Origin of the sequence: Rhodococcus sp. B10 (assembly GCF_011770055.1) — a bacterium.
GTDB classification, from domain to species: domain Bacteria; phylum Actinomycetota; class Actinomycetes; order Mycobacteriales; family Mycobacteriaceae; genus Rhodococcoides; species Rhodococcoides kyotonensis_B.
In genome coordinates, this window is sequence record NZ_JAAFYV010000005.1 from 30331 (window position 1) to 54580 (window position 24250).

At 61.0% G+C, this 24250-nt stretch carries 18 protein-coding genes and 1 pseudogene; 11 read left to right on the forward strand and 8 right to left on the reverse strand.

Going from position 1 to position 24250, the window contains the following annotated elements:
- Positions 1–35 precede the first annotated feature (35 nt).
- From RhoFasB10_RS04785 to RhoFasB10_RS04815, 7 genes are all read left to right on the forward strand, one after another.
- Entirely contained in the window at positions 36–467 is a 432-nt protein-coding gene (locus RhoFasB10_RS04785) for a VOC family protein (RefSeq protein ID WP_167675356.1), read from the forward strand.
- Positions 464–1072, forward strand: coding sequence for a helix-turn-helix domain-containing protein (locus RhoFasB10_RS04790; protein WP_167675358.1), 609 nt, complete (start codon positions 464–466; stop codon positions 1070–1072). Before RhoFasB10_RS04785 ends, RhoFasB10_RS04790 begins: the two co-directional genes overlap by 4 nt.
- A 177-nt stretch (positions 1073–1249) precedes the next feature.
- A complete protein-coding gene (locus RhoFasB10_RS04795) occupies positions 1250–1504 on the forward strand; it encodes a hypothetical protein (RefSeq protein WP_167675359.1) in 255 nt (84 codons plus the stop codon).
- 176 nt (positions 1505–1680) lie between these two features.
- Positions 1681–2502: a hypothetical protein gene (locus RhoFasB10_RS04800; protein WP_167675361.1), complete on the forward strand. Its 822-nt coding sequence runs from the start codon at positions 1681–1683 to the stop codon at positions 2500–2502.
- A 4-nt stretch (positions 2503–2506) separates the two neighbouring features.
- The gene (locus RhoFasB10_RS04805; protein ID WP_167675363.1) at positions 2507–3418 is read left to right on the forward strand and encodes a hypothetical protein; all 912 of its coding nucleotides are present in this window, start codon (positions 2507–2509) and stop codon (positions 3416–3418) included.
- 13 nt (positions 3419–3431) lie between these two features.
- Positions 3432–4346, forward strand: a complete 915-nt coding sequence (locus tag RhoFasB10_RS04810; RefSeq protein WP_167675365.1) for a hypothetical protein — start codon at positions 3432–3434, stop codon at positions 4344–4346.
- Between the two features lie 422 nt (positions 4347–4768).
- Positions 4769–6727, forward strand: coding sequence for an acyl-CoA dehydrogenase family protein (locus RhoFasB10_RS04815; RefSeq protein ID WP_167675366.1), 1959 nt, complete (start codon positions 4769–4771; stop codon positions 6725–6727).
- Here RhoFasB10_RS04815 and RhoFasB10_RS04820 read toward each other — a convergent pair.
- The 7 genes and pseudogenes from RhoFasB10_RS04820 to RhoFasB10_RS04850 all read right to left on the reverse strand — a co-directional run bounded on the left by RhoFasB10_RS04820 (position 6724) and on the right by RhoFasB10_RS04850 (position 13938).
- Positions 6724–7914: a Fic family protein gene (locus RhoFasB10_RS04820; RefSeq protein ID WP_167675369.1), complete on the reverse strand. Its 1191-nt coding sequence runs from the start codon at positions 7912–7914 to the stop codon at positions 6724–6726. The two genes, RhoFasB10_RS04815 and RhoFasB10_RS04820, sit on opposite strands and share 4 nt — an antisense overlap.
- Positions 7915–8017: 103 nt before the next feature.
- Positions 8018–8791 carry a hypothetical protein gene (locus RhoFasB10_RS04825; RefSeq protein WP_167675371.1) on the reverse strand — a complete coding sequence of 258 codons (774 nt, stop codon included), beginning with the start codon at positions 8789–8791 and terminating at the stop codon, positions 8018–8020.
- Between the two features lie 47 nt (positions 8792–8838).
- Entirely contained in the window at positions 8839–9813 is a 975-nt protein-coding gene (locus RhoFasB10_RS04830; protein ID WP_167675373.1) for a D-cysteine desulfhydrase family protein, read from the reverse strand.
- A 46-nt stretch (positions 9814–9859) separates the two neighbouring features.
- Positions 9860–10525, reverse strand: a complete 666-nt coding sequence (locus RhoFasB10_RS04835; RefSeq protein WP_167675375.1) for an SDR family NAD(P)-dependent oxidoreductase — start codon at positions 10523–10525, stop codon at positions 9860–9862.
- Positions 10526–10599: 74 nt separating this feature from the next.
- Positions 10600–11139: pseudogene (locus tag RhoFasB10_RS04840) on the reverse strand (amidohydrolase family protein); the annotation flags it as partial.
- Between the two features lie 43 nt (positions 11140–11182).
- On the reverse strand, positions 11183–12208 hold the full coding sequence (locus RhoFasB10_RS04845; protein WP_167675377.1) for a DNA cytosine methyltransferase: 1026 nt from the start codon (positions 12206–12208) through the stop codon (positions 11183–11185).
- Complete coding sequence (locus tag RhoFasB10_RS04850) at positions 12205–13938, reverse strand: ATP-binding protein (RefSeq protein ID WP_167675379.1); 1734 nt, start codon at positions 13936–13938, stop codon at positions 12205–12207. The genes RhoFasB10_RS04845 and RhoFasB10_RS04850 overlap by 4 nt, the downstream gene beginning before the upstream one ends.
- A 676-nt stretch (positions 13939–14614) precedes the next feature.
- Between RhoFasB10_RS04850 and RhoFasB10_RS04855 the strand changes: the two genes are divergently transcribed.
- From RhoFasB10_RS04855 to RhoFasB10_RS04865, 3 genes are read left to right on the forward strand one after another with little or no spacing between them, the layout of a single operon-like run.
- Positions 14615–19498 (forward strand): AAA domain-containing protein, encoded by a 4884-nt coding sequence (locus tag RhoFasB10_RS04855; protein ID WP_167675381.1) that lies wholly within the window; start codon positions 14615–14617, stop codon positions 19496–19498.
- Positions 19495–21183, forward strand: coding sequence for a DEAD/DEAH box helicase family protein (locus RhoFasB10_RS04860; RefSeq protein ID WP_167674340.1), 1689 nt, complete (start codon positions 19495–19497; stop codon positions 21181–21183). The genes RhoFasB10_RS04855 and RhoFasB10_RS04860 overlap by 4 nt, the downstream gene beginning before the upstream one ends.
- On the forward strand, positions 21184–22191 hold the full coding sequence (locus RhoFasB10_RS04865; RefSeq protein ID WP_167675383.1) for a sigma-70 family RNA polymerase sigma factor: 1008 nt from the start codon (positions 21184–21186) through the stop codon (positions 22189–22191).
- Here RhoFasB10_RS04865 and RhoFasB10_RS04870 read toward each other — a convergent pair.
- Positions 22182–23102 carry a PE-PGRS family protein gene (locus RhoFasB10_RS04870; protein ID WP_157105404.1) on the reverse strand — a complete coding sequence of 307 codons (921 nt, stop codon included), beginning with the start codon at positions 23100–23102 and terminating at the stop codon, positions 22182–22184. The genes RhoFasB10_RS04865 and RhoFasB10_RS04870 overlap by 10 nt on opposite strands.
- Positions 23103–23489: 387 nt before the next feature.
- Here RhoFasB10_RS04870 and RhoFasB10_RS26575 point away from each other — a divergent pair, with 387 nt between their 5' ends.
- Positions 23490–24224 (forward strand): VWA domain-containing protein, encoded by a 735-nt coding sequence (locus RhoFasB10_RS26575; RefSeq protein WP_068430360.1) that lies wholly within the window; start codon positions 23490–23492, stop codon positions 24222–24224.
- The last annotated feature ends 26 nt before the right edge of the window (positions 24225–24250 follow it).

Consider the following 24250-nt stretch of genomic DNA (forward strand, 5'->3'; position numbering starts at 1 on the left):
TTGCATGCTCATGACATGAGCAGTATTCTTCTCTCATGATAAACAACATCCCCCCGTTTCACCTTGCAATCCCGGTTCACGACATCGAAGCTGCTCGCCACTTCTACGGTGAGGTTCTCGGATTCTCGCGTGGCCGCTCTGACACGAAGTGGACCGACTGGAACGTCCGCGGACACCAGGTCGTCACGCATGAGGTCGGCGGAAGCCCCGATCAGGGTGTGCGCGGCACCAACCCCGTTGATGGACATGAGGTTCCGGTTCCGCACTTCGGCCTGGTGCTGAGCGTCGACGAATTCCAGGAGCTTGCCGGACGTCTGCAGGCTGTGGACACGAAGTTCGTCATCGACCCCTATGTGCGCTTCAAGGGTGAGAAGGGCGAGCAGTGGACGATGTTCTTCATGGACCCGTCGGGAAATGCTTTGGAGTTCAAGGCGTTCGCTGACATCGAGCAGCTCTTCGCGGTGTGACCGAGTCCGACGGTCGCGACTCCACCGAAGACGGAGTTCTGACACAGAGCTTCCTCGATCAGGTGGGGTCGCGTATCCGCCTTCTGCGCACCGGTCGCGATATGACGGTGCAGCAGTTGGCGGACCAGGCGCAGGTCAGCAGACGATTGCTGACGCAGATCGAGCACGGGCAGGCAAATCCGAGTCTCGTTGCCGTGACGCGGATCGCGCGCAGTCTCGGAACGGATTTCACCGAGCTGCTGAGTGACACGGTTCCGGGTGAAGCGGCCATCGAGGCGATCCCGGCAGACGAGCATCTTCTGGTGTGGACGTCGCCGGCGGGTAGTACGGCGCATCTGCTCGTATCGACGCCGGGTGTCCGTGCGGCGGACCTGTGGTCGTGGGTGCTCGAACCGGGCGACAGCTACGGCGGCATGCCCGACCCGCAGGGGTCGTTCGAGCTGTTCCACGTGACGTCGGGTGAGCTGACGCTGACGGCGGACGACGAGGTCGCCACCATCGCGGCAGGGGAGTCCGCGCGTCTGCGCAGTGATCGGGCGTACCGGTACGTCAACAACGGTTCAGTGCCGACGGTGTTTCTCAGAACCGTGGCTCTGGCGAGATAGCAAGTTTTCGAAGCGGCGGGGTAGGTGACAACGAAGTCACCTGCCCCGCCGTTTTCGTGCGTTCTGGGCTGGTATGGAACCGTCCGACGCCCCGCGGCGTCCGAAGAAGTAGGTCTTTTCCGGACGATGGGTGTGGTGGTGGACGTAGATCCAGAGATCTTGCGACGGTTTGCCTCGGTGACGCGGGACGTGAGCGAAGCGTTGCGCAGTATCGACGTCGTCGGCGCGTACTGGTCCGCGCAGAGCGCGTTGCCTGGTACTGATCTGCCGGCGTTGTGCACTGAGGGATCTGGAGTTGCCGGATCCTCATTGCGAGGGATGTCGCAACGGATGGACGCGCTTGCCGGGTCGGCTCGGGGGTCGGCCGAGGATTACCGCGTTACCGAGAACGAGTTCGCGGCCCGACTTCGCGCGATGAGCAGCGTCGAGTGAGCGGCTCGATTGCCGAGGTCCGTGCCTGGAACCCGTCGTTCCTGCTCGACGCGGCAGACGGACTGAAGCGGGTGCAGAGATCTGTTCGGAGTGAACGTGACAACGTCGTGTCCGAGCAGAATGTGCTGGCGGAATCGTGGCATGGGGATGCTGCAGTTGCCGCTGCCGAGCGAGTCGTGTGGGAGGCGTCGACGCTTGCCTCACTCGCCGATGAACTGAGCCGAATCGGTGAGAAGTTCGAGGTTGGCTTCGAGGCGGTCAATGCGGCTCGGTCGAACCTGCTGGATCTTGTCGACGACTTGCTCGACCGCGGATTCGACGTCGACGACACCGGGTCGGTGACCGCTGATCGTGCAATCGCGTCTCTGCGCGCTATCGCTGGTCCTCTCGCTGAGGACGCGGTACTTGCTCTGCAGATCCGAACGCAGGAAGCGACCGTCGCGGTCGCGTCGGCGTTGAGCGACGCTGACAACGCGGCCAGGGGAGTGTGCGACGTCTTCAGATCGCAGATCTCGACCCTGCGGGAGCTTTCGGTCCGGACTGTCGGTGGGACCGTTGTCGAGAACGATGGTGGCGGGTTCTCGTGGAAGCCCGACGTGCCTGCGCTTGTCGCGGGCACGGTGATCAGCGGAATGGCTGAGGCTACAGGGGAAGGTCTGAGGACTGCTGCGGCAGCGTCTGCGGACGATCTCGCGTACGGAATTGGTCGTAGGCTCGGGCCCTTGGGTGCGGCGCTGGGCACCGTCCCGGCAATCGCGAACGACATCGAAGGCGGAATGGATCCCACGAAGGCGATTGTCACGGAGAGTGCGGGGACAGTTGCTGGGACGGTCATCGGTGGAGCGTTAGGAACGGCCGCATCATCTGCGATAACAGGCATGGCGATCGGATCAGCAGTGCCAGGGATCGGAACAGCGGCCGGCCTGGTGGTGGGGCTTGCGGTGGGTGGCCTGCTCTCCTATGGGGTTCCGAAACTTGGACAACGGCTTTGGGAGTAGTCGCATGAGTGATTCGCAGAAGGACGGTACTGACCAGATAACCGCTGAATGGCTCGAGGTGTGGCCGCAAAGGCTGGATTTCAAATACGTGGCGGTTGTTGCGATCGGCATTATCTGCAGTGCCGGATTCGGTGTATTCGCAGTCTGGGGCGCTGTGGGTAGCGAAATTGGTGCGGTCGGTTATTTCGGTGGTGCCATTGTGTGTCTGTGCACCGCTTGGTTATCGCTCAGATCGGCTGGGGTCAGGTGGGTCTACAGCTCGCGCCACGTAAGGCAGTGTTCGAGTTCTGAGTTCGGCGAGGGAATACGAATTGGGCCGGGTGTGCTGGTCATCAATTCTCTGATAATTGCAATGCTTGCCTGCGGGGTATTTTTCACGTCGGTAGTGGTTGCGTGGAGTCTGGGGTTCGAATCGTTGTTGCCTGACTCGCGGGTCGGGCTGCGCCATTACGTGTTCTCGACCTTCTGCGCGGCGGCGTCGGTGCTGGTAGCCCTCGTTCTTGGATTCTTTCGTCCTTCGACTGGTCTCGAGCTCTACCCAGACGTAGTGGTGAGGACCGTGAAGCATCCTCCATTCGTTCGTATCGGCGGTGACATCGCCTTACCGTGGACGTCCATCGTCGAAGTAGTCGACGAGGTCAAGCTCGTTTCGCACAGCTGGTTTACCAACCGAGAGCCGTTGATCCGGCTAGTGACAACAAGCATGATGGCGACGAGTGGCCGGATCGGTTGGGACACTGATAATTACCTGCAATTGCCGGCGGGTGCGATGTCAGCGGAGCCGAACACGCTGCTTTCAGTCCTCCGTGAGATGCACCGAAGCGAAGCGCGTCGTAGAGAGCTGTTGTCGGTTGATCCGAAAACGTTGTTCTCGCCGCCACCGCTGCGCAAACGTATGTGGGGTCCGAAGGAGTGAATGGGGTGGCGCGATGAGCGATTCGATTTCGAACTCCGAATCATCCTCTGTAGAGGCGATTTGGCGTGAAACATGGCCGCAAAGACTCGGCCCGATGTGGTTTGCAATGGCTCTGTTCACTGGTTTCTGGGGAGTCGTCGCGTTCGCATTCGCATGGTCGGGTGATGCTGGCAGCGTGGCCGGGTCGATCGGCGCAGCCGGCGGGGGTGTAATGATCCTCGGGTGTTCCTGGATCGGGGTGCAAATGGCGGGCTTCAGATGGATTTGGCAGTCTAGCCGTGTAACTAGCTGTGTCCGTAGCGATTACGGATCAGGCGTTCGGGTCGGTCCCGGTGTGCTTGGCGTAAATCTGATCACCGTAGCAATGCTGGGCTGCGCTGTGTTTTTCACGTGCGTGCTTCTCGTATGGCGGTGGGGCTTCGAATCACTACTGCCAGAGGGGCGAGTTGGAGTCCATCATTACGTCATCTCTGCGTTCTTCGCGGTGGTCACTGCTGGTTTGGTGCTGCTTCTCTCGATGCTTCGTTCATCGTGTGGTGTCGAGCTGTATCCGGAGGTTGTGGTCAGGACGGCCAAGCGCTCTCTGTTTGCCCGGACCGCTGGCGACATCGTTTTGCCCTGGGCGTCCATACTCGAAGTGGCTGACGAGGTAAAGCTCGTTCACCACAGAATGGGGACTACGAAGACTCCATTGATTCGACTGATGACACAAGGCTCTGTGCCACTAGAAGGACGATTCCGTTGGGACACGGACGACTACGTGGAACTACCGGTGGGTGCGATGGCCGCCGAGCCCAACGCCTTGCTGTCGGTTCTCCGTGAGATGCACCAGAGCGAGTCACGTCGTCGAGAGTTGTTGTCAATCAGCCCGAAAGCGTTGTTCTCACCGCCGCCGCTGCGCAAACGCCTGCGGGGTCCGCAGGAGTGACCACGCGTGCAAGTCCGAAATCGTTTCCGATCCTGTGGTTGCGGTCTGTCCTGTGGGCCTCCCTGGTGACGTATTGCTCTTGCTCGATTGGTTTCGCTGCAGCACTGATGATCGGGTACGCATCCGATGGCGAATCGCACTCGCAAGGCGAGTTCGTTGGCGCAGGCGTTGCCGGGTTCTTCATTTGGGGAACAATCGCTTTCATCGGTACGTGCTGGCTCTCGGTGCCCGTCATCGCAACGCTCATTGCGACGGCGCGGTACTCGGTTCAGCGTGTGTCGTCACGGCGTGAGGAGCGCAGCTGACCTGACGTCCGGTGCTCGATCGCTACCGATCGGTAACACCAACGCTCATTTCGGGTCCATAGTTGCCCGAGAAGGAGAACACTCGACTTCATAGCCGATCGCTTAGGAGGAGTCGAGATGGTGACCACTCAGAAGTCGAACGTGACCGAAGAACAGTCGCGAGCCCTCGCCGAGGAGTCGCGAACCGAAGGGTGGGACAAACCTTCGTTCTGCAAAGAACTGTTCCTCGGGCGGTTCCAGCTCGATCTGGTTCACCCTTATCCGAAGCCGACGCCCGAGGACGCCGCGAAGGGCGACCGCTTCCTGGATAAGCTGGCCGCGTACTGCGCCACAGTGGACGGCTCGGTGATCGAGCGTGAAGAACGCATTCCCGACGAGTACGTCAAAGGGTTTGCCGAGCTCGGGTGCTTCGGCCTCAAAATCTCCGAGGAGTACGGGGGAGTCGGACTCTCCCAAGTCGCCTACAACAAGGCATTGATGCTGATCAGCTCGGTGCACGCATCCTTCGGCGCGCTCATGTCGGCGCACCAGTCGATCGGCGTGCCCGAGCCGCTCAAGCTTGCGGGCACCCAAGAGCAGAAGGAAGAGTTCCTGCCGCGATGTGCGAAAGGAGCGATCTCGGCCTTCCTGCTGACCGAACCCGACGTCGGATCCGATCCTGCGCGCATGGCAAGCGCCGCCGTTCCGATCGAGGACGGCGACGCCTACCAACTCGACGGCGTGAAGCTGTGGACGACCAACGGCGTCGTCGCGGAATTGCTGGTGGTGATGGCGCGAGTGCCCAAGAGCGAGGGCCATCGCGGTGGAATCTCGGCATTCGTTGTCGAGGCCACCTCGCCTGGCATCACCGTCGAACGGCGCAACAGGTTCATGGGACTACGCGGCATCGAGAACGGCGTCACTCGAATGCACAAGGTCCGCGTGCCGAAGGAGAATCTGATCGGGCGTGAAGGTGACGGTCTGAAGATTGCGCTGACCACGTTGAACGCCGGTCGTCTGGCGATTCCTGCCATGTGCTCGGCAGCAGGGAAGCTCAGTCAGAAGATCGCTCGCGAATGGTCCGCCGAGCGTGTGCAGTGGGGGCGGCCGGTGGGTCGGCATGCGGCCGTCGAGAGCAAGCTGTCGTTCATCGCAGCCACCAACTACGCATTCGAAGCTGTCCTGGACCTATCCGGGCAGATGGCCGACGAAGGTCGCAACGACATCAGAATCGAGGCCGCGCTCGCGAAGCTGTGGTCCAGTGAGATGGCGTGGCTCGTCGCCGACGAGTTGGTTCAGATCCGTGGTGGACGTGGATACGAGACGGCCGATTCACTCAAAGCGCGTGGCGAGCGTGCCGTCCCGACCGAGCAGCTGTTACGCGACATGCGGATCAATCGGATTTTCGAGGGGTCGAGCGAAATCATGCGTTTGCTCGTCGCGCGCGAGGCATCCGATGCACACCTCGTTGCGGCCGGCGATCTGGTGAACCCGAAGGCGGATCTGAATACGAAGGCGAAGGCCGCGGGCAAGGCCGGCAAGTTCTACGCGAAGTGGATGCCGCAACTCGTCGCGGGCAAGGGGCAGTTGCCGACGTCGTACAGCGAATTCGGTTCGCTTGCTCCACATTTGCGCTTCGTCGAGCGCAGTTCCCGCAAACTTGCCCGCTCGATGCTGTACGGGATGGCGCGTTGGCAGGCGAAGCTGGAGTATCGGCAAGGATTCCTCGGTCGCATCGTGGATATCGGGGCCGAGTTGTTCGCCATGTCCGCGGTGATCGTCCGCGCGGAAAGCCAGCGGGCCGACGACGCCGCACAAGGCGAAGCGTCCTACGCGCTGGCTGCGGCGTTCTGTGAGCAGTCGACGCTGCGTGCGGAGAAACTCTTCGATGCACTGTGGAAGAACACCGACGACACCGATCATCACATCGCGTCCGGTCTGCTCGACGGCACGTACACCTGGATGGAGGCAGGCGTACTCGACCAGAGTGAGGGCACGGGGCCATGGATCTCGCATTGGGAACCAGGTGCATCCAAGGTCGACAACGTGTCGCGGCCGTACTCCGTGTCCGCACCCGTCGGGGATGCGCGCGGCTAGGGGATATCCAGAACGCGCCTGCCGATAGCTCTACTGAGTGCATCGAGCTCGGCAAGCACGTCCGTCGCCGCCCAGATCTGATGTCGTTTGCTTGCCGAAATGACCTCGAGAACACCTGAGTCCGTCAAACGGCCGAGCGCGCGATAGGTGCTGGCGTCAGACGTGCCCGTAATCGCTTGCGCTGAGTCTGCATTCAGTATCGGGGCGTCGAGTAGCTGTGAGATCAGCGCTTCGTCAGCGGAATTCGCGCGTGGTCGAGCCCGGAGGGTCCATCGCTCCGGAAGTTCAGCCAGCGCTCGCGCAGAATCTTCTGACGCATTGCTCGCATGCTTAGCTGCTCGTGCGAGGTAGTCGACGAACGTGTCCACCGCGCCGGTTCTGTACGAATTCAGCTGTGCGAAGTACTTGTTCGTGTCCGCCAGCATTACGGACGCGAGCGGAACAGTGATGCGACGCGTCAACTGACGACGTCGCAGAATCGCACTGATGAGCGCGCGTCCGATTCGACCGTTGCCGTCGGTGAACGGGTGGATGGATTCGAATTGTGCGTGAGCGATTGCGGCCTGCGCGACGATGGGCAGATCGGAGCGATTCGCGAACTGGATCAAGTCGTCGAGTAGGCCCGGAACTAGTTCGGGTGGCGGAGGCACGTACAGCGCGCCGATCGGTGTGTAATCACTGCCACCGATCCAGTTCTGAACGGTGCGGATTCGTCCACTGTCATGAGCTGTGTAGAAGTCCGGTGCCATCAGTAGTCGGTGTGCCTCGAGTAGATCGTCGACGGTGATCTCGCGACGTCCTGCTGCGTCGACCATGGCGGTAAGTGCATGTACCGCAGCAAGCTGTGACTTGGCGTCATCGGTGGCCTTGCCGCCGGCCAGTGCGCGACCGAAGGCGTGCCAGCCTGCGTTCACGCTCTCGATCTTCGACGACGCAACTGATTCGCTTCGAAGCAGGAAATCGCCGAGCGGCGCGAGGTGTTCGCCGAAGCCCGCTTCGAGTCTGGCGACCGCGATCGCCGCAGACTCCAATACTGCTGCGATGTCGGCGGGCGCGACGTACTCGACGTCGGCGATCCTGGGAGGTATCGCGACGTCGATGCGGTCGAGCGTCCTGTCGGCCTTTGATCCCTGCCGTCGCCCCGGACTCCACGGTCTTACCTCATGGCCGTGCGCTGGCAGTTGCATGGCGGACTCCAAGAAAGTTCGATAACGACCCCGCTATTGTACTTTGCTGGGGGTAAACGTAGCTATAGACGTGTTGTTGTACTTTCCTCGGGCCGCTGGCGGCTCAGAACAACGTCGGCTCGGCAAGCCTTCCGTCCCGTGCTTCGCGGACTCGGGCGCTCCAGCGCTGCACGAGCCACATCTCCACCAGTTCCGGACTGGTGCCGATATCGGTCGCCCATGACGTGAGCAGTTCGACGTACCGGTCGTATCTGCGTCGGGTGAAGCCGGTGACTGCGGGATCCTCCAGCCAGCCTTCGTGGATCAGGGTGGAGACGCCGAACTGATCGATCAGCTGTGCTCGGCCTCCAGTGACCGATGCTTTGGATGCCCACAGGAACGTGGCCATGAGCGACATCCCCACGCCCGGGGTGTCGGGCCAGCCGGACCACGAACCGTTCGGAAGCTCGGGTACGACCCGGTCCTTGATGCACCGGTCGAGCACTGCGAGCGTCTTCGCGACGGGGTTCATCTCCGGGCGGGCCAGGTGCGGGTCCTTGACGTCGGGGAACCGTCGCATGGCTTTGCGATTCTTGTGGCTGCCCTGCCACGCCGCACAGAGAAAGAGCAGGCCCAGTGACTTGTCTTCACCCTCGGCGAGTTCGGTGTCGATGCGAAGGTCGTTGCGCTGCACCGTCGCTCCGCCGTGGGACACGATCGCGCCGTCGAGGTTGCGTCCACGTAGCCGGGTGTCGAGCCCCGCGCGCTCGAGATGCGTGTTCCACCAGTCGAGGTCGACGAGGACGCCGTCGTCGAGCACGTGCAGGTCGTAGCTGCGCAGCTGGCACCACTGCACACAGGCCTCCGGCGGCATGAAGCCTTCGTCGAGAAATGACATGGGACCATCCTGGCATCCCGCACCGACACGTCCGGACGGCAGACTCCCTATCCCCAGGTCGAGATACCCTGGACCTCCGGGTGACCGAAAAGCCCGGGCAGGCCACCGCTGGCGAGAAACACGGTCGTGTCCCCAGGACTGATCGACCCATCCGACACCGCAGCGCTCAGACCGGCCAGCGCCCGAGCCGTGTACGTCGGATCGAGGATCAACCCCTCGGTTCGCGCTGCGGTCACCAGAGCGTTCTGAGCCTGAGGGGTGAGATGTTCGTAGCCCTCGCCGACTTGATCCGCACGAATGTTCAGATCGGTCGCAGTCGTGGTCGCACCCAGTTCGCCGAGCATGTGCGCGACGCGGGCAGCCGCATCCGGCACAGCGCCGACGTCGACGCCGAGCGCACGGTCAGGACCGAGGCCCGCGACCAACCCGGCCATCGTTCCGCCGGAGCCGACTGCGCACACAACATGGTCGACGTCGGGTCGTTGCTGCAGGATTTCTGCCGCAGCATCGCGATATCCCAGTGCGCCAACCGCATTCGAGCCGCCGAAAGGGACGATCGCAGGACGACGACCGTCGCGACGCAGCTCCTCTGCCGTCGAACGTGCGGTTCGGTCGAGAAGCACTTGCACGTCCACGCCGTCGGGAACTGGTCCTGTCCAGACGATCTCGGCGCCGAGTAACGCGTCGAGCAGAATATTTCCCTGTTGCTCGTGGACCGGTGCTCCTGGGAAGACCAGTACCGAGCGCAGTCCGAGGCGCGCGGCCGCAGCCGCAGTCAGGCGTGCGTGATTGGATTGCGGCGCACCGGTGGTGACGAGAACGTCGGCGCCCTCGGCGAGTGCGGCGCCGACCGTCCATTCGAGCTTGCGAATCTTGTTGCCACCAGCGGCCAATCCCGTGAGGTCGTCGCGCTTGATCCACAGGTCGGAGGATCGGAGCCCGATGGCTTCGGCCAAGCGAGGTGCCGGCTCGAGCGGGGTCGGCCAAATGCCGAGTTCGACGCGGGGCGCGTTGCTGGTCACGGTTCGTCGGTGCCCTTTCGCGGTGTGGCTCGAAATACGTACGGTGTCAGTCTGCGCTCACCTGAAAACGGAAGCGGTCGCGCTTGGTGTGCAGGTCCCACAGATGTTCCGCGAGTGCCTCGGGACTCTTCTCCGGATTCGAGGGATCGATGGCGCCACCGATGATCAGCTGTGACACCTGGATGCCCTCGTCGGCGAGTTCTTCGTTGAGGAGCTGCGCGTAGGCGGCCTGGCCTGCGAACGCGATCGACGTTCCGGTGACTGCCCGTCCTGGCTTCACCGCGGATCCGCCGTTCACGAAGAGGATGGTGCCCTTGTTCTCGCCCAGGAACCGCATGCCGGGGAGGACCTGATGGACCGCAGCGATCGGCCCATAGATCGAAAACTCAACCGGGCCAACCATGTCGGCGGGCGTGGTCTCGAGGACAGGTCGCATGAAGTCCTTCTGTGGCAGCGGGCTGTACTGCAAGACCTCGATGGGTCCGAGGGTTTCGGTGACCTGTTCCAGCGCTCGGGAGATCGATGCCGGGTCGCGAACGTCTGCTGCGAACCCTCGGGCTGACACTCCGTCCTTGCCCAATTGGTCGGCGAGTGCGTCGACGCGTCCCTGGTTGCGTGAGATGAGGCCGACGGAGAAGCCTTCCGAGCCGAACTTGCGCGCAACTGCGGCTCCGAGGCCGGCACCTGCGCCGATGATCGCAATAGAAGTCATACGTGGGTCAACGGGGCCCGTCGACGCGAAAATTCCTGACGTCGTCGAAATTGCAGGTCAGAAGTGGTTTGCATCTACAGCGAATTCTTCTCGATCACACCGCCTTTGATGATGACCTTGAAGTTCTTCTGTGGGTCGGTGATCAAGGAGAGGTCTTCGATCGGGTTGCCTTCGACGACCAGCATGTCTGCCCACGCGCCGGGTGCGATGATGCCCAGCTTTGCCGACGCGTAGGAGTTGCGTTCGCCTGCCATCTCGAACAGCTCGGCGTTGCCCGACGTGAGCATCTTCAGCGCCTCGAGATTGGTGTAGTGGTCGCCGAGACGAGCCGCCATGACGCTTTGTCGAGGTGCCGACTCCGGTTCGAGAAGCAGGTCCGTACCGAAAGCAACCTTCACGCCGTGCTTCTTCGCCCAGCGGTAGACGTCATCGGTGCCGTGGCAGATCCGACGGTTCTTTTCGGACCGGTCCGGGTCCGGGTAGTGGTGGTCGTCTTCGGCGAACGGCTGCATAGAGAGCCAGACTTCCTTCTCACCGATATGCGCGACGGTGTCCTCGTCGGCGAGGTGGCCGTGCTCGATCGAACAAACTCCGTCGTTCAAGGTGCGTCTGATTCTCTGCACTGTTCCAGATGCAATCTCATGCGCACCATCGGCTCTACAGAGGGGCCGTTAAAGCCTCTGCAATCCGCTGAGCCATAAGCGGCGGTACTGCGTTTCCTACTTGTTTAGCTCGTGACGTTAGTGTTCCGGTGAACTTAAACGACCTCGGAAAGGTCTGCAGACACGCAGCCTCCCGAAGGCTTATCGCACGATCCTGCTCAGGGTGCCCAAAGCGACCATTCGAGTAGGAGATGCATCGAGTTGTCAGCCCGGAGGCCGGTCGGTCCCACCACATGCGACCGTAAGCGTCAGTATGTCCGCTGTGTTCGCGGTGGCATTCGGCGACAAGATCGGAATCCCAATCGCGTCGATCCCCGCCCTCTGGAGTAGCTCTTATTCGCGCTAGGTTGATGTCAGCAAGCTTCATTGCAGCGTGGTCGGGATCTTTCGCGTCCACTTCGCCGGCTTTGAGCGCTGGAAGCTTTCCAATTGCTTGGCGAACCGTTTTGGCCCGCTTCCGGGTTAGCACATGCGTTGCAGCAGGAAGGCTCGCGGGTCCGATTCGTGATGCAACCACAACCAAACGCTTACGCTCCTGAGGTACGCCGAATTCGAGCGCTCGTAGAATCGCCACATTGGTGTCGTAGCCGGCTTTATGCAGATTCGATATGAATTCGTCGAATGGGCCGCCTCTAAGCGGTTTTTGTAGACCGGGAACATTTTCAACAACGACCAGTTCGGGTCGAAGTGAAGTAGCGATGCGGCCGAACTCCGCTAGTAGGCTTCGGCGCGGGTCTCTTTTTGACTGATTCTTGTTCTGACGCGAGAACGGCTGACAAGGTGCGCACCCCGCAAATAAGGTTGGCCCGTCGGGCATGAGTTCTCGGATCCGGTCGAGTGACACCGAACGAATGTCGTCCTCGATAAATTCGGAATTCGGAAAGTTTCGGCGGAAAGTCCCTGCCGAGTCGGCATCGAAGTCAATTCCGCCTCGGATTTTCATGCCAGCGTTCAGGAAACCAAGACTGGTACCACCGCAACCTGAAAAGAAGTCGACAACACCCACTTCGCTAGCCTTCATGAGTTAACACCGTACGCGAAGCTGGTCACAACTGCTAGTATAGCGGCCAGTGCCGGATGATCGGCTGGTACTCGTGCCAGAGCCTGCAACTGTAGCGTTAGGATCTGCTCTCCGTTGACTGCAACAAGGCCTAGTTGCGATTCCACGTACTTTTTCCAACGCAACTTAATATCTGAAGCGTGCTTTAGTGTGCTGCCCTCGTCGTTTTCGCCATCTACTGATCGGAAATTCCAAAGGAAATCCTCGGGAGTTTCGCAGGGCAGAAACTCGACGTATTGCTTTCGCCATGTAAGTACCTTGATGACTGACTTTTTTCTGTTTTCTGCCGAATCGGTTTCGGTCGAACCGTAGGGGAGCTTTGCTTCGTTGCCTCCGAGTGACCGCGCCAACTCCGTTTCGAGTTTCGCATCAGGAATGTCTTCGACTTTCGGAGGGTGATCGCACTTTTGGTCACCATCAAGAATTAGGAGCAAGTCATCGCGCTCGTCGTGAGCCCACATTGGAACGTAGTGTTTCCATAGCGTCGTAGCACCGCCAGGTATGTGCTTGATCTGGACGGTGCTCGACACTGGATTTGATCGAATAGATCTTTCAACCAACGCCTTAGCAAGACGGTCTTCAACGACTATTGTCGGGCGCTCGAAGGATGCGCCGACGGCTTGAAACGCAATCTGAGATGACGACTTCTGCGAAGGAAGATCAACTTTCCCGTCATCATTCCTAATTGTCAGAACTTTCACGGCGTTGGCAGGAAGTGGCCGCACGAGTTCGGGCGAATGCGTGGCGAAGACTATTTGGTGCTTTTGCTTCTTGCTAGCTTCGCATAGAAATTCAATAAGTGAAGACTGGGCAGACGGATGTAAAGACACTTCCGGTTCATCCAAAAGGATGAGCGATTTTGGTTTAGCGTCCAGCACTGAATTGACAAGCATGACCGCCGCAAATTCGCCACTTCCCGCAAAAGCTTCCGAATAGCTCATCTCGGATGCGCGGACTAGAATTGTCCAACCGCCGTTGGATCCGAAGTACCGGTGTTTGATGAGACGAACCGAGCGGTAGTTTTTCCCGAGAATCTCATTAACCCAACCAAGTTTGGCTGCGCTAAGCTCGGAAATTGGTGAAATGATTCGCTCCTGCGAATACCAGACATCGGAGTCCAGCTGATGTTCTATTGCATAGGCCAGTCGCTTGGCTCTTGTTCGGATTTTAACCTTCCGCGCACGCAGTAGTTGCATTTCTGTGGCGTTAGGCTTCTGGTTGTTGAGTTCAGAGTGGTGAAACGCCCAGTCGAACGCAGAAAGTTGCGATCTAAAATCTAGATAAACCACCGGCTTAGAAATGGTATTCCAGCGCGTTGTCGAACCGTCCGGATAAGGATTTGATCCTAAAGTGTACTTCTCCATATTATCTGGCTCGGAGGTCAAGGGTCGACTCGGTTCAAACAGGTCAGGGTCAATCTCTTTACGCGAGCGTTGGCTGTTGCGTCGTCCGATCCTGGTCTTGACAACTTCAACGGTTCTCTTTGCGAACTGTGATTGGCGGCCATATATGAACCGGTGCCTCGCCTCGGATGGTATTTCGTCCATTGCGGTGCCAAACCAGTAATTTCCGAGGTCGTTGCCGGATGGACTGCCCTGCATTGCCCGGAGGATTGCAGTCTTATTCGATCCGTTAGGTCCGACAAGTGCCGTGACGGGATGGCTAAATTCGATGGTCAGATTGGTGGTCAAGTTCTTAAAGACGGGAAACCGGATATATTGAATTGCGGGTTCGCAGACGCCTCTATGCCACATGCTGCTTAGTGTCTGTTGCGTGGCGTCCAAGTGTCCCCCTGTATGGTGCCGGGCCAACTGTTCTCTTCGATGTCAAGGTACAGGACGGGCGTATGACTTATGGCCGTAGGTAGCTCAGGTTGTTTGCCCAGCTTAGGGGTCGCGCCGGGGAGTAAGCCTCTTGGCGTGACAACGAGTGCAGATATCTCCACTCGAACCCGTTTGCTTGGGTTGCCGTCAGCACTACGTGGAACTTTCTGTGTCACCACACCACTTCGGGCGCGTCGGAAACATGCACAGTTGTAGCAGATCTACTGCATGTCGCGTCATGACGCGATTGCCCTAACGCTCGCTGCTGCATGTGGGAGAAAGGCAGGGTGGTCGACGTCCGTCCCTAGATCCCTAGATCCCTAGATCCCTAGATGTCATTCATTTGAATGAAATTTCTGGAGGATCGAAACGGAGAAGTCAGGTTGCGGCGACCGGCTGTGGACGAACAGTGCAGATAGAACCGCATTCGTAACCCGCTGGTGTCCGAAAACCGGCGATTCGACTGTTTTCGTGCCAAACGCTTCATGTCACAGTTCACCGATAAATTGAGTGCAGTTCAACGGTGGTCGAAATGTGAGGTCTGATGTCGCTAGTGGATGACGACGAGCTTCGGGGACGCGTACGTCGTCTGCTCGAGTTCCTGCGCGAGACGGTGGGCGCTCAGTCCAAGCCGATCCGCACCTATGGCACCGATGCTCGCGTCGAGTGGCTCTTCGACGACTCCCGGCAGCTCGACGTCAACACCGACGTCGCGCCAGGTGATGTCGCGGTCCGTATCCCGCGCATGAGCATCGAGCAGCGCCCGAGCCTGCCGCGCGGTCTCGCAGACCACGTCGACGAATCCACGGCCCCGCCGACCGTCAAGCCCAACGCACCCGCCGAAGCGCAGGAATGGCTCCAGCGATGGCATGAATGGTCCCTCGACGACCAGCAGCGCCGCCCCTTCGCCGAACTCTTCCGTTCCGTCGACCTCATGCTCCACGACCTCGGCGCCCAGCCCGAGTCGCTCGAGCTCGTCATCGCCTCCGGCTACCTCGACGCCACCATCGGTGGCCAACAGATCGCCACCCACCTGATCACGCAGCAGGCCAGCATCAGCCGCGAGGAGTCGACCGGTGACCTCCTCGTCACCGTCGCGCCTGCCAGCAGCCCGCGGCTCGAAGACGTGCAGGTTCTCCTCGACCTCGACGGCTTCGACCGCGCCGGCTCGAAAGCCCAGCACCGCAGACTCTCCGAGCTCATCACGTCATCGCTCTCTGCCGACATCCCCAAGCTCCTCGGCGACTGGGCGACCTCCGCGCTGAAGCAGCCACTCACCGTGATCGCGGACCACGACAAGCCCGCCAACTCCACCGCCGACACCCTCCGCATGTCGCCCGCACTCGTGCTGCGTAAGCGCGGGTCCTACGCGCTGATGTCCTACTACGACGCGATGCTCGCAGCACTCGACAACGGCGCACCCGTACCCGTCGGCCTCTCACACCTCGTCGAAGGCCACGACGACAACACCCGACGCAACTGGCTCGAAGCCCAGATCAGTGATACCCCCAGCGCCGAACCGCTCTTCCCGTTGCCCGCCAACCGGGCACAGGCCGGCATCTACAACCGCGTCATGAACGACACCGGCGTCGTCGTCGAAGGCCCTCCCGGCACTGGCAAGACCCACACCATCGCAAACCTGATGTCTGCGTTGATGGCTCAGGGGCAGCGCATCCTCGTCACCAGCGAGAAGGCCCAGGCTCTCCGAGTTCTCAGGGACAAGCTGCCCGTCGAATTGCAAGATCTCTGTGTGTCCGTCACGGACATGGCACGTGGGGGATCGGCCGAGCTCGACGAGAGCGTCTCCACCATCGCCTCCCGCAAAGCCTCGTTCGATCCCGACGAGTCAGCCCGTCGCCTTAAGAGCCTCGCGGGTAAGCGCTTCAGCGCGAAAGAACAGCGGCGCGAGATCAAAGAGCTGATGCGTGTCGCGCGATCGTCCGAAGCCGACATCCATTCCCCGCTGCCCTCCTACACGGGCACGCTCGCGACGATCATCGGCAAGCTGAACGCTCAGCAGGACGAGCTCGGTTGGATCCCAGGTCCGCTGCACTCCGAACAGGCGCCGTGCGACGACACCAGCTTCGCCTCGCTTTTCACGGTCAGCACCGGAGGGCCCAATCTGCCGTCCGCCGAGCACATTCGAGCGCTCAGCCTCCGCATGCACAGCGCGTCGAGTCTCGCTGGTCTCGACGACATCGACCCCACACAGCTTCACTACATCCTTCCGTCCGCGCATGCTTTGACCGATCGCGCCAGGACGGTCGAATCGTTCGGACCCACCTACACAGCCCTCGCCGACGGTCTTCTCTCGGGCGCGCTCGGATCCTCGTGGTCCCGCGCGCAGACGGTGTCGGCCATGTTGTCCGTGGCGGTCAGCGCCGACGCCGCAGTCGGATCGCACCAGGTCGTGGCGACCGCCTCCCGTCAGGCTCTCAACGCGTTCGATGCAGCCGCTCGCCTCCACGAAAGCGGCCAGGCCGGTCACGGGTCACCGCAATCAACCGATCTGCTCGACGCCGGGGCCACGGTCGACGGCGTGCCGGCCGCGTCGGGTTCTGAGCTGCGACTGGTCGCCGAGCACATCCGAGCTCTCGTTGCCGTCGACGATGCGTCGAACTTGTTGCGCACTATCGGTATCGAGCTTCCATCCGACGGCGGCACCCGCACCCAGCGCGTCGAGACACTCCAGAGTGTCTGGAATCAGGTCCTCGCGACGGGCAGTCTCGCCTCGGCTCGTGATGAGCTCGTGTCCGCACTTGGTGTCGTGGTCCCGTCGCTCCCGCAGGTGACAACCCTCGCCGACGCCAGTGCTCTCGCCAGCGAGGTCACGGGTCTCACCGATCGATCCGACGCCGCATCGGCACGCGCCGAACTCAACGCCCTCGCCGATCGCGTCGCGGCCGAGGTGCCGAACTCCGACTACCTCGTCGTCGCGCTTCGAACCGCGGATCCCGACGCCTACGAGCGCCTCGCCGCCGATCTTCAGCTGACGGTAGGCAATTCCGCGATTCTGGAGACGCTCGCTGCGCAGGCGCCGATCTTCGCCCGTGCTATCGACGACGGATTCGTGCCGCCCACAATGTCGTTCACCAAGGCGTGGGCGTGGCGGTGGACTCGGCAGTGGGTCGAGAGCGTTCAGCAGCCCGACCAGAACGAGCATCTCGACGCCGAACTCGATGCCATCGATGAAGAGCTGTCCTCGCTCACGGCGCAACTCGCAGCCGAACAGGCGTGGCAGGAATGCTTGCAGCGCATGACGAATCGCGAGGTCACGGCCCTGCGCGCGTACCAGGAGAACATGTCCAACGCCGGACTCGGAACCAACGCGCTCGCGCAGCGGTACCGCGTCGCAGCACGAGCCGCGATGAAGGATGCGCAGACGGTCGTGCCGGCGTGGGTCATGCCGATCGCACAGGTGTTGTCGTCGATTCCGCCGCAGCAGAACGCCTTCGACGTCGTCATCGTCGACGAGGCAAGTCAGTCCGAGGTCACCAGCCTGCTGCTGATGTGGCTGGCGCCCAAGATCATTCTCGTCGGTGACGAGAAGCAGTGTGCACCTCCGGGAATCAAGAACTACACGCTGCAGTCGGTGCTCGATCGGCTCGACGACCTTCTTCCGGACGTCCCGATCAGCACTCGCATGATGCTGACGCCGAAGTCCAGTCTGTTCACGTTGCAGCGGGCGAAGTTCGGCGACATCGTCCGAATGCGCGAGCACTACCGATCCATGCCCGAAATCATCGAATGGTCGTCGACCCAGTTCTACGACGACATGCCCCTCGTCCCCGTCAGACAGTTCGGTGCGGACCGGCTGATGCCGCTTCGCAGCACATTGGTCGACGGTGCGACCACCGCTGGGTCGAGCACGCGTCTTACCAATGCCGCGGAGGCGCAGGCCGTCGTCGACCAGCTTGCTCAGTGCCTCGCTGATCCCGAGTACGCAGGAAAGACGTTCGGCATCGCGGTCCTGCAGGGCGCTGCGCAGGCGAACCACATTCAGTCTTTGGTGTTCGAGCGTGTTCCGGCGGAACAGAGGGAAGAGCGGCGTATCCGTATCGGCACCCCACCCGAGTTCCAGGGCGACGAGCGTGACGTGATGTTCCTGTCGATGGTCGTCGCACCAGGGACGTCGTTCAACGCATTGACCGCGGATGTGTACAAGCGCCGATTCAACGTCGCCGCGTCACGTGCTCGGGATCAGCTGTGGCTGTTCCAGTCGGTTACCGTGGACGAACTGTCGCCGACGGATCTGAGACGCTCGCTGCTGTCGTACGTCGAGGCGGCGCCGACGGTTCCCGTTCCTGCCGTGCCCGAATCGGTTTCGGCGACGACACGGCACCCGGACTTCGGATCGTTGTTCGAGCAGCAAGTCTTCCTCGCGTTGCGCGAGCGCGGCTATCACGTCAATCCTCGCGTCGAGGTCAACGGGATGGCCATCGACCTCGTCGTCACCGGTGCTGCGGTGCGGGTGGCGATCGAGTGCGACGACGACTCCGACGTCGATGCCGACGAGTTGATGGATCGCATGGAGCGCGAGTTCGAATTGCGCCGCAGCGGATGGCTTTTCCACCGAGTGCGGGCGTCGGACTTTGCTCTCGATCGAGAGCGCGTGCTCGACACCGTCACCGAGATCCTCGATTCCGTCGGGCTTCTGCGCGACGAGGTCGAGGTGGTCGTCGAAGGTTTCGGCGCGACGGCATGGTCGCCGATCGCTCTCGTACGGGACGCCGACGACACCGAGGTCGACGACGAGGTGGTCGAACTCGGCACTGTCGACACACCTGAGCCTTCGCGGGTCGACGTCGAACTCGCGCCGCTGCCGGAGGTCATCGAGACCGTCGACGAGGCTCCGGAGCTTGATGCCTCGGATGTAGACGAGGTCGAAGATGTCGACGACGACGTGGACGACGTCGAACCGGTGCCGACGCCAGCGCGGGTCATGCCGCGTGAGGACCTGATTGCGGCTATTCGGTATTCGCAGAAGAAGAACATGTTTTCGGTCGCGCAGACGGTCGAGGAACTCGAAGTCACGGCCGAAGCGGTTCACGAAGCGTTGGCCGAGATCAAGTCTCGGGACGATGCCTTGCGGGCGTCGAAGCGCAGGCCACCAGCTCCGACACCGGTGGTGATGCCGCGTCGACGGCCGGTGGTGGCGGAACATGCGAAGGTCAGCGAAAGCCGTTCTTTGCAGGCCGAATTGGATGCATTACCGGTGGCGTCGTGGATGGCTGGTGCACGTCAAATTGCTGTGGCTGCAGCGCGTCCCAACGCTCCTCTGACTGTCGATCGCTGTCAGCGCGTTACAGGGTTGTCGACGGAGAAGGTAGATCAGCTGTTGGCGGACCTGGTTGTTACGCGGAAGCTGGTCAGACGAAAACGTGATGGTGTGGAGGAATGGGTGCGGCCGCAGGGGTTGACGCTGTGACACAGGTGGCGACGCGGTCCGAGGGGCTGCGGGAGTGGCAGAAAGAGGCGTTCGACGCGTGGGTGTCGCACGGCTACCGCGCGATCGTCGAGGCCGTCACGGGCACCGGGAAGACACATGTGGGGTTGGCGGCGACGCTGGACTCGGTGAGTCGTGGTCGTCAGGTGATGGTGGTGGTGCCGAGCGTCGATCTGCTCGAGCAGTGGTATTCGGCGATGGTAAAGGCGTTGCCGACCGTGCGGATCGGGCGGCGCGGCAACAACCACAGCGATACGTTCCGGTACTACGACGTGTTGATCACGACGATTCAGTCAGCGGTCCGCAAAGGGGCGCCGCTGCCACGGACCGGGGCGTTGCTCGTCGCGGACGAAGTACATCGCTACGGGGCGGGTTCGTACGCGAAGGTGTTGATGGACCGCTTCGACGAGCGGCTTGGTCTGACGGCGACGTTGGAGCGTCAGGACGACGGTGTCGATTCCTACCTGATGCCGTATTTCGAGAACCTGGTCAAGGGATGCGATGCAGCGCGGGGGAGACGCGACGGGATCCTCGCGCCGGTGCGGGTGATGACGGTGGCGGTGCCGTTCACGGCTGCTGAAGCTACCAAGTTTGCCGATCTCGACGAGAAGGCCAAGTCTCTGCGTAACACGCTGATCTTCGACCATGGCTGTGCTGCTGAACCGTTCGGCGAGTTCATGAAGACTGTCGTCGATCTGGGCAAGGAACGGCATCTGCCTGCGAGTCGGGTCGCGAGCCGGTATCTGTCGGCGTTTTCGAAGCGGCGAGCATTGTTGGCGGACTGCGAGGGGAAGCTGCAGGCGTTGGCTGCGATTGCTCCGGGGTTGGCGAAGTCGAAGCGGTCGATCGTGTTCTCGGAGACGAAGGAGTCTGCGGCTCAGGGTGCGGAGGTGTTGAAGGCTGGTGGGCTTGCGGCGCATCAGTATTCGAGTCATCTGGACCGGGTGGGGCGTACCAGGATTCTGAAGCAGTTCCGTAGTGGTGAGCTGACGAGTTTGGTTGCGCCGCGTGTGCTCGACGAGGGCATCGATGTGCCGGCGGTGGATGTCGGTGTGATCATTGCGAGTAGTTCGTCGAAGCGTCAGATGATTCAGCGGATGGGCCGGATTCTGCGGTTGAAGCCGGATGGTCGGCCTGCGGCGTTCGTGATCATGTATGTGGCGGGGACGAACGAGGATCCGAACTTCGGCGCGCATGAGGCGTTTCTCGACGAGCTGACCAACGTCGCCGAGCAGGTTGTCGACGTCGATCTCGCCGACGCGGGTGCGGTGCTCGCGAGTTGGCTGGATCAGTCGGCTGCGGTTCTTCCCGAGCTTCCGGTGGCTCCGAAGCCGATCGAGCCGATCGTGATTCCGCAGTCGAAGATGGTACCGACGGTGGCGTCTGCGTCGAGGACGCGGACGGTGAAGGAGATTTTGTCGGAGGCGCAGTACGGGACGTCGGATCAGCTCGACGGGATTTTGCGGTGTCTGGCTGCTATCGATGTGCGGGAGGCGTCGGTGTTGATCCGGCGGTACGGGATCGATGGGGCGAAGCCTCGGACGGTGTCGCAGGTGGCGGCGGAGATGGGTCTGAAGCGCCTGATCATCGACCAGCTCGAGAAGCGGGGGTTGAAGTCCCTGGAGAGGGAGGCTGGTCGAGTCCTAAGCGCTGTGTTGGGCGGCTAGATGTCGATCTTCGAAGAATCGAGGCCCTGGCAGAACTACTCCCTCGTTTCACCAGTAGACGAATGTAAGGTCGCTGAGCCATCGAGGGACGAAAGCGATGCGTTCGAAGGGATCAGTCTCTACCTCAAGCAGATCGGCAAAGTTGGTCTTCTGAATGCACAGGAAGAAGTCGAACTCGCAAAACGCATCGAAGCCGGACTTTTTGCGGGCTACCATCTCGAGCGTTTGCATCAATCTGGAGCGACACTTCCGAAATATCTCCGACGCGACATGACCTGGATAGTGAGGGATGGCCACCGCGCGAAGAAGCATCTGATAGAGGCGAACCTTCGGCTCGTTGTGTCATTGGCGAAGCGGCATCAGTACCGAGGTCTTGATCTGCTCGACCTCGTGCAACACGGCAACATTGGTCTGATTCGAGCAGTGGAAAAGTTCGATTACAAAAGTGGTCACAGGTTCTCGACTTACGCAACCTGGTGGATCAGGCAGGCGATTCAGCGCGGAATCGCCAACGAAGCTCGGATGATCCGCCTGCCAGTGCATCTCGAAGAGACGCTGGCGAAGATCCGGCGTGCTGAGGCCGCGCTTGCCGACAGCGTCGACGGTGCAACGGCTCGATCGTTGGTTTCCGAGCAAGTGGGTATGACCGAGTGCGACGTCCTGAGCTTGAAGAACGCCGCGCGCAAGGTATTTAGCCTGGAGTGGCTCGTGTACGAAACTGACGGCCACTACTCGGATCTCTTCGATGATGAGGAGGTCGAGGCAGTAGACGCCGTGACTCGCATTCTGCTTCTCGACCAGCTGCAGTCTGTCTTTGAGACCTTGAAGGAGCGTGAGGCGGGGATAGTCAAGCTACGGAACGGTTTTGGGTTGTCGCGACCTGCAGAGCATGACGAAGTCGCTCAGGTGTATGGCGTTACATCGGAACGGATCCGTCAGATCGAGACCAAGGCCATGCAGAAGCTCCGTGATCCATCCCGTTCACAGGTGTTGCGAGACTACCTCTGAGCCGATAAATCGTCACTGGCGGCAAGAGAAGGAAGTAGCTTCGCCAAATCGACCAACTCCACAGCTTGCCCCGGCCCGCTGGTGAACTCAGCGACAGTCATCTCATCGGTACCGAATGCATCCGTGAAGCGCGTTCGCAGGTGTGGCGACGATCTAGCCAGCGCCCAATGCACGCTCGACTTCGAGGTGGTCAGGAATTTCCTTGGCAGCTCGCCCACAACGAATAGCTGTGCGCGCCGGCCGGATTGGTCGAGAGCAAGATGGACGAGGTCGGCGAAGAGTCCGCGTTTGCGCATAGTGTCGGCACCCTTCCACTGGGCGACCTTGAACTCTGCTATGCGACGGTCCGTTTCGAGGTCGAAGGGCCTGCTCGGATCGTTGCCCGCGCCGAGAGACGGGCGAACGGTAACCGTCTCATTGCTCTCCAGGATGAGGGGCAGGCACCGGCTAATCGTCGTCGCATGAATGACGTCGGAAAGTCGACCGACGTGTTTGCGGACAGACAATGCCGCGTCGAGCAGATCCTCGCTGAATCCGAATTCGGCTACAACAGAGGAGCAGTCAGCTGCGTCGGCCCCGGCAAGCGACGCCTCCGCCGACGAGAGAAGTCCAGTCAGCGAAATCATGCTCATAAACGCCGACAAGGTCGCGAACGACTGAGCCGAGTCGAGGCTTTGCTCAACGGCAGGCGTTTCGGTGACGATCTCCTGTGTTGCTTTCGTCTTCGGCGTGTACACGCTGGTCTGCAGACCAAGGGAGCGCAGGTGTGCCAGTGCTCGGTGCGATGTGAACGCGGCACGCGGGATGTCCGTAAGTAACTGATAGACCTGCTTCGGGGGATAGCGCCGGCCTTCGATGTGTACCCAGTGTTCTTGAATCGGCTCGGGCGCAACTCCGGCGATCGCGTCCAAGAGTCGTGCATGGTCTGCGTTGGATGGACTCACGAAGTCCATCCAACCTCAAGACCCTGGACAGTCACGTCAGCAGCCGAAACCGACGCATGGCTGATTTCAAGCGCCGAAAGCGGGCGCGCGGGATCTGTTCTATCTCTCACGCATGAGCGGTTAAGTTCTCGCACAGTGGGTCTCGTAGGTACGCATGCCCGTATTCGGCAGGAAAGTTGTCAGACGATACTGATAGAACTTGGCTGTAACGCCTCGACGGTAGTTGTCGATTCAATCCTGTCTGGACGGATCGGTTTGAACTTCGACGATTGCTGGTGCAGGCGCCCCGTGCTCGCAACGACGCGTGCGCTGTCACCTCGAGAACGATCTGTGCAGATCAGAGATGAGTCCCCTGTGGTCGAGTTCAACAAGTTCGATGTCGAAGCGGCGAAGACGCTGCCCTTCTACCTCGTCTTCGACGTGTCGTACTCCATGTCCGACGTCATCGATGCGGTCAATGGCTGCCTGTCGGAGTTGAAGGACGCGATCGGCAACATGCCTTTGCTGGCCGACATAGCCCGCGTCTCGGTCATCTCATTCGCGGATTCGGCCCAGGTCGAGATCCCCATGGGCGACATCAGCCTGGCGTCCGAGATCTATCAGGGGCATTCGCTTCTGCAGGTCAGGGGCGGTACCTCGTTCTCGGCTGCGTTCCGCGAGCTGAAGTCAGCCATCGAGCGTGACATCGCGGACCTCAAGCTCGAAGGTGAGCGCAAGGTCTTCCGTCCCACTGCGTTCTTCATTACCGACGGTGAGCCGCTCGACCGCGATTGGCAGCAAGCCTTCTCGGAGCTGACGACGATCAAGCAGTATCCGCTTCTGTACCCGTTCGGGTTCGGCGACGCGAATGAATCCACGCTTGCAGCCATCACGTATCCCCAGAACCGCGAGAACGGAAAGAAGCCAGCCCAGTACTTCACCGTCAAGGCTGGCGCGTCCCCAGGCGCCGCGATCGAGAAAATTGCCAAGGTCGTTATTCAGTCGGTCGTCAGCTTCACCCAGTCGGCGACCGAGGGTGCGCCCGCCGTGCAGATCGATACGCGAGGAACCGAGGACGTCGTCGAGACCCACTATCTGGACGAGATGTGAATCTGGAAGGCGGGGTTTGGCCCGTC

Coding starts and splice junctions, on each gene's coding strand:
- RhoFasB10_RS04810 (WP_167675365.1), top strand. CDS start 3,432: ATGAGCGATTCGATTTCGAACTCCGAATCATCCTCTGTAGAGGCGATT.
- RhoFasB10_RS04845 (WP_167675377.1), bottom strand. CDS start 12,208: ATGAAGGCTAGCGAAGTGGGTGTTGTCGACTTCTTTTCAGGTTGCGGT.
- RhoFasB10_RS04865 (WP_167675383.1), top strand. CDS start 21,184: ATGTCGATCTTCGAAGAATCGAGGCCCTGGCAGAACTACTCCCTCGTT.
- RhoFasB10_RS04820 (WP_167675369.1), bottom strand. CDS start 7,914: ATGCAACTGCCAGCGCACGGCCATGAGGTAAGACCGTGGAGTCCGGGG.
- RhoFasB10_RS04835 (WP_167675375.1), bottom strand. CDS start 10,525: ATGACTTCTATTGCGATCATCGGCGCAGGTGCCGGCCTCGGAGCCGCA.
- RhoFasB10_RS04785 (WP_167675356.1), top strand. CDS start 36: ATGATAAACAACATCCCCCCGTTTCACCTTGCAATCCCGGTTCACGAC.
- RhoFasB10_RS04855 (WP_167675381.1), top strand. CDS start 14,615: ATGTCGCTAGTGGATGACGACGAGCTTCGGGGACGCGTACGTCGTCTG.
- RhoFasB10_RS04805 (WP_167675363.1), top strand. CDS start 2,507: ATGAGTGATTCGCAGAAGGACGGTACTGACCAGATAACCGCTGAATGG.
- RhoFasB10_RS04815 (WP_167675366.1), top strand. CDS start 4,769: ATGGTGACCACTCAGAAGTCGAACGTGACCGAAGAACAGTCGCGAGCC.
- RhoFasB10_RS04825 (WP_167675371.1), bottom strand. CDS start 8,791: ATGTCATTTCTCGACGAAGGCTTCATGCCGCCGGAGGCCTGTGTGCAG.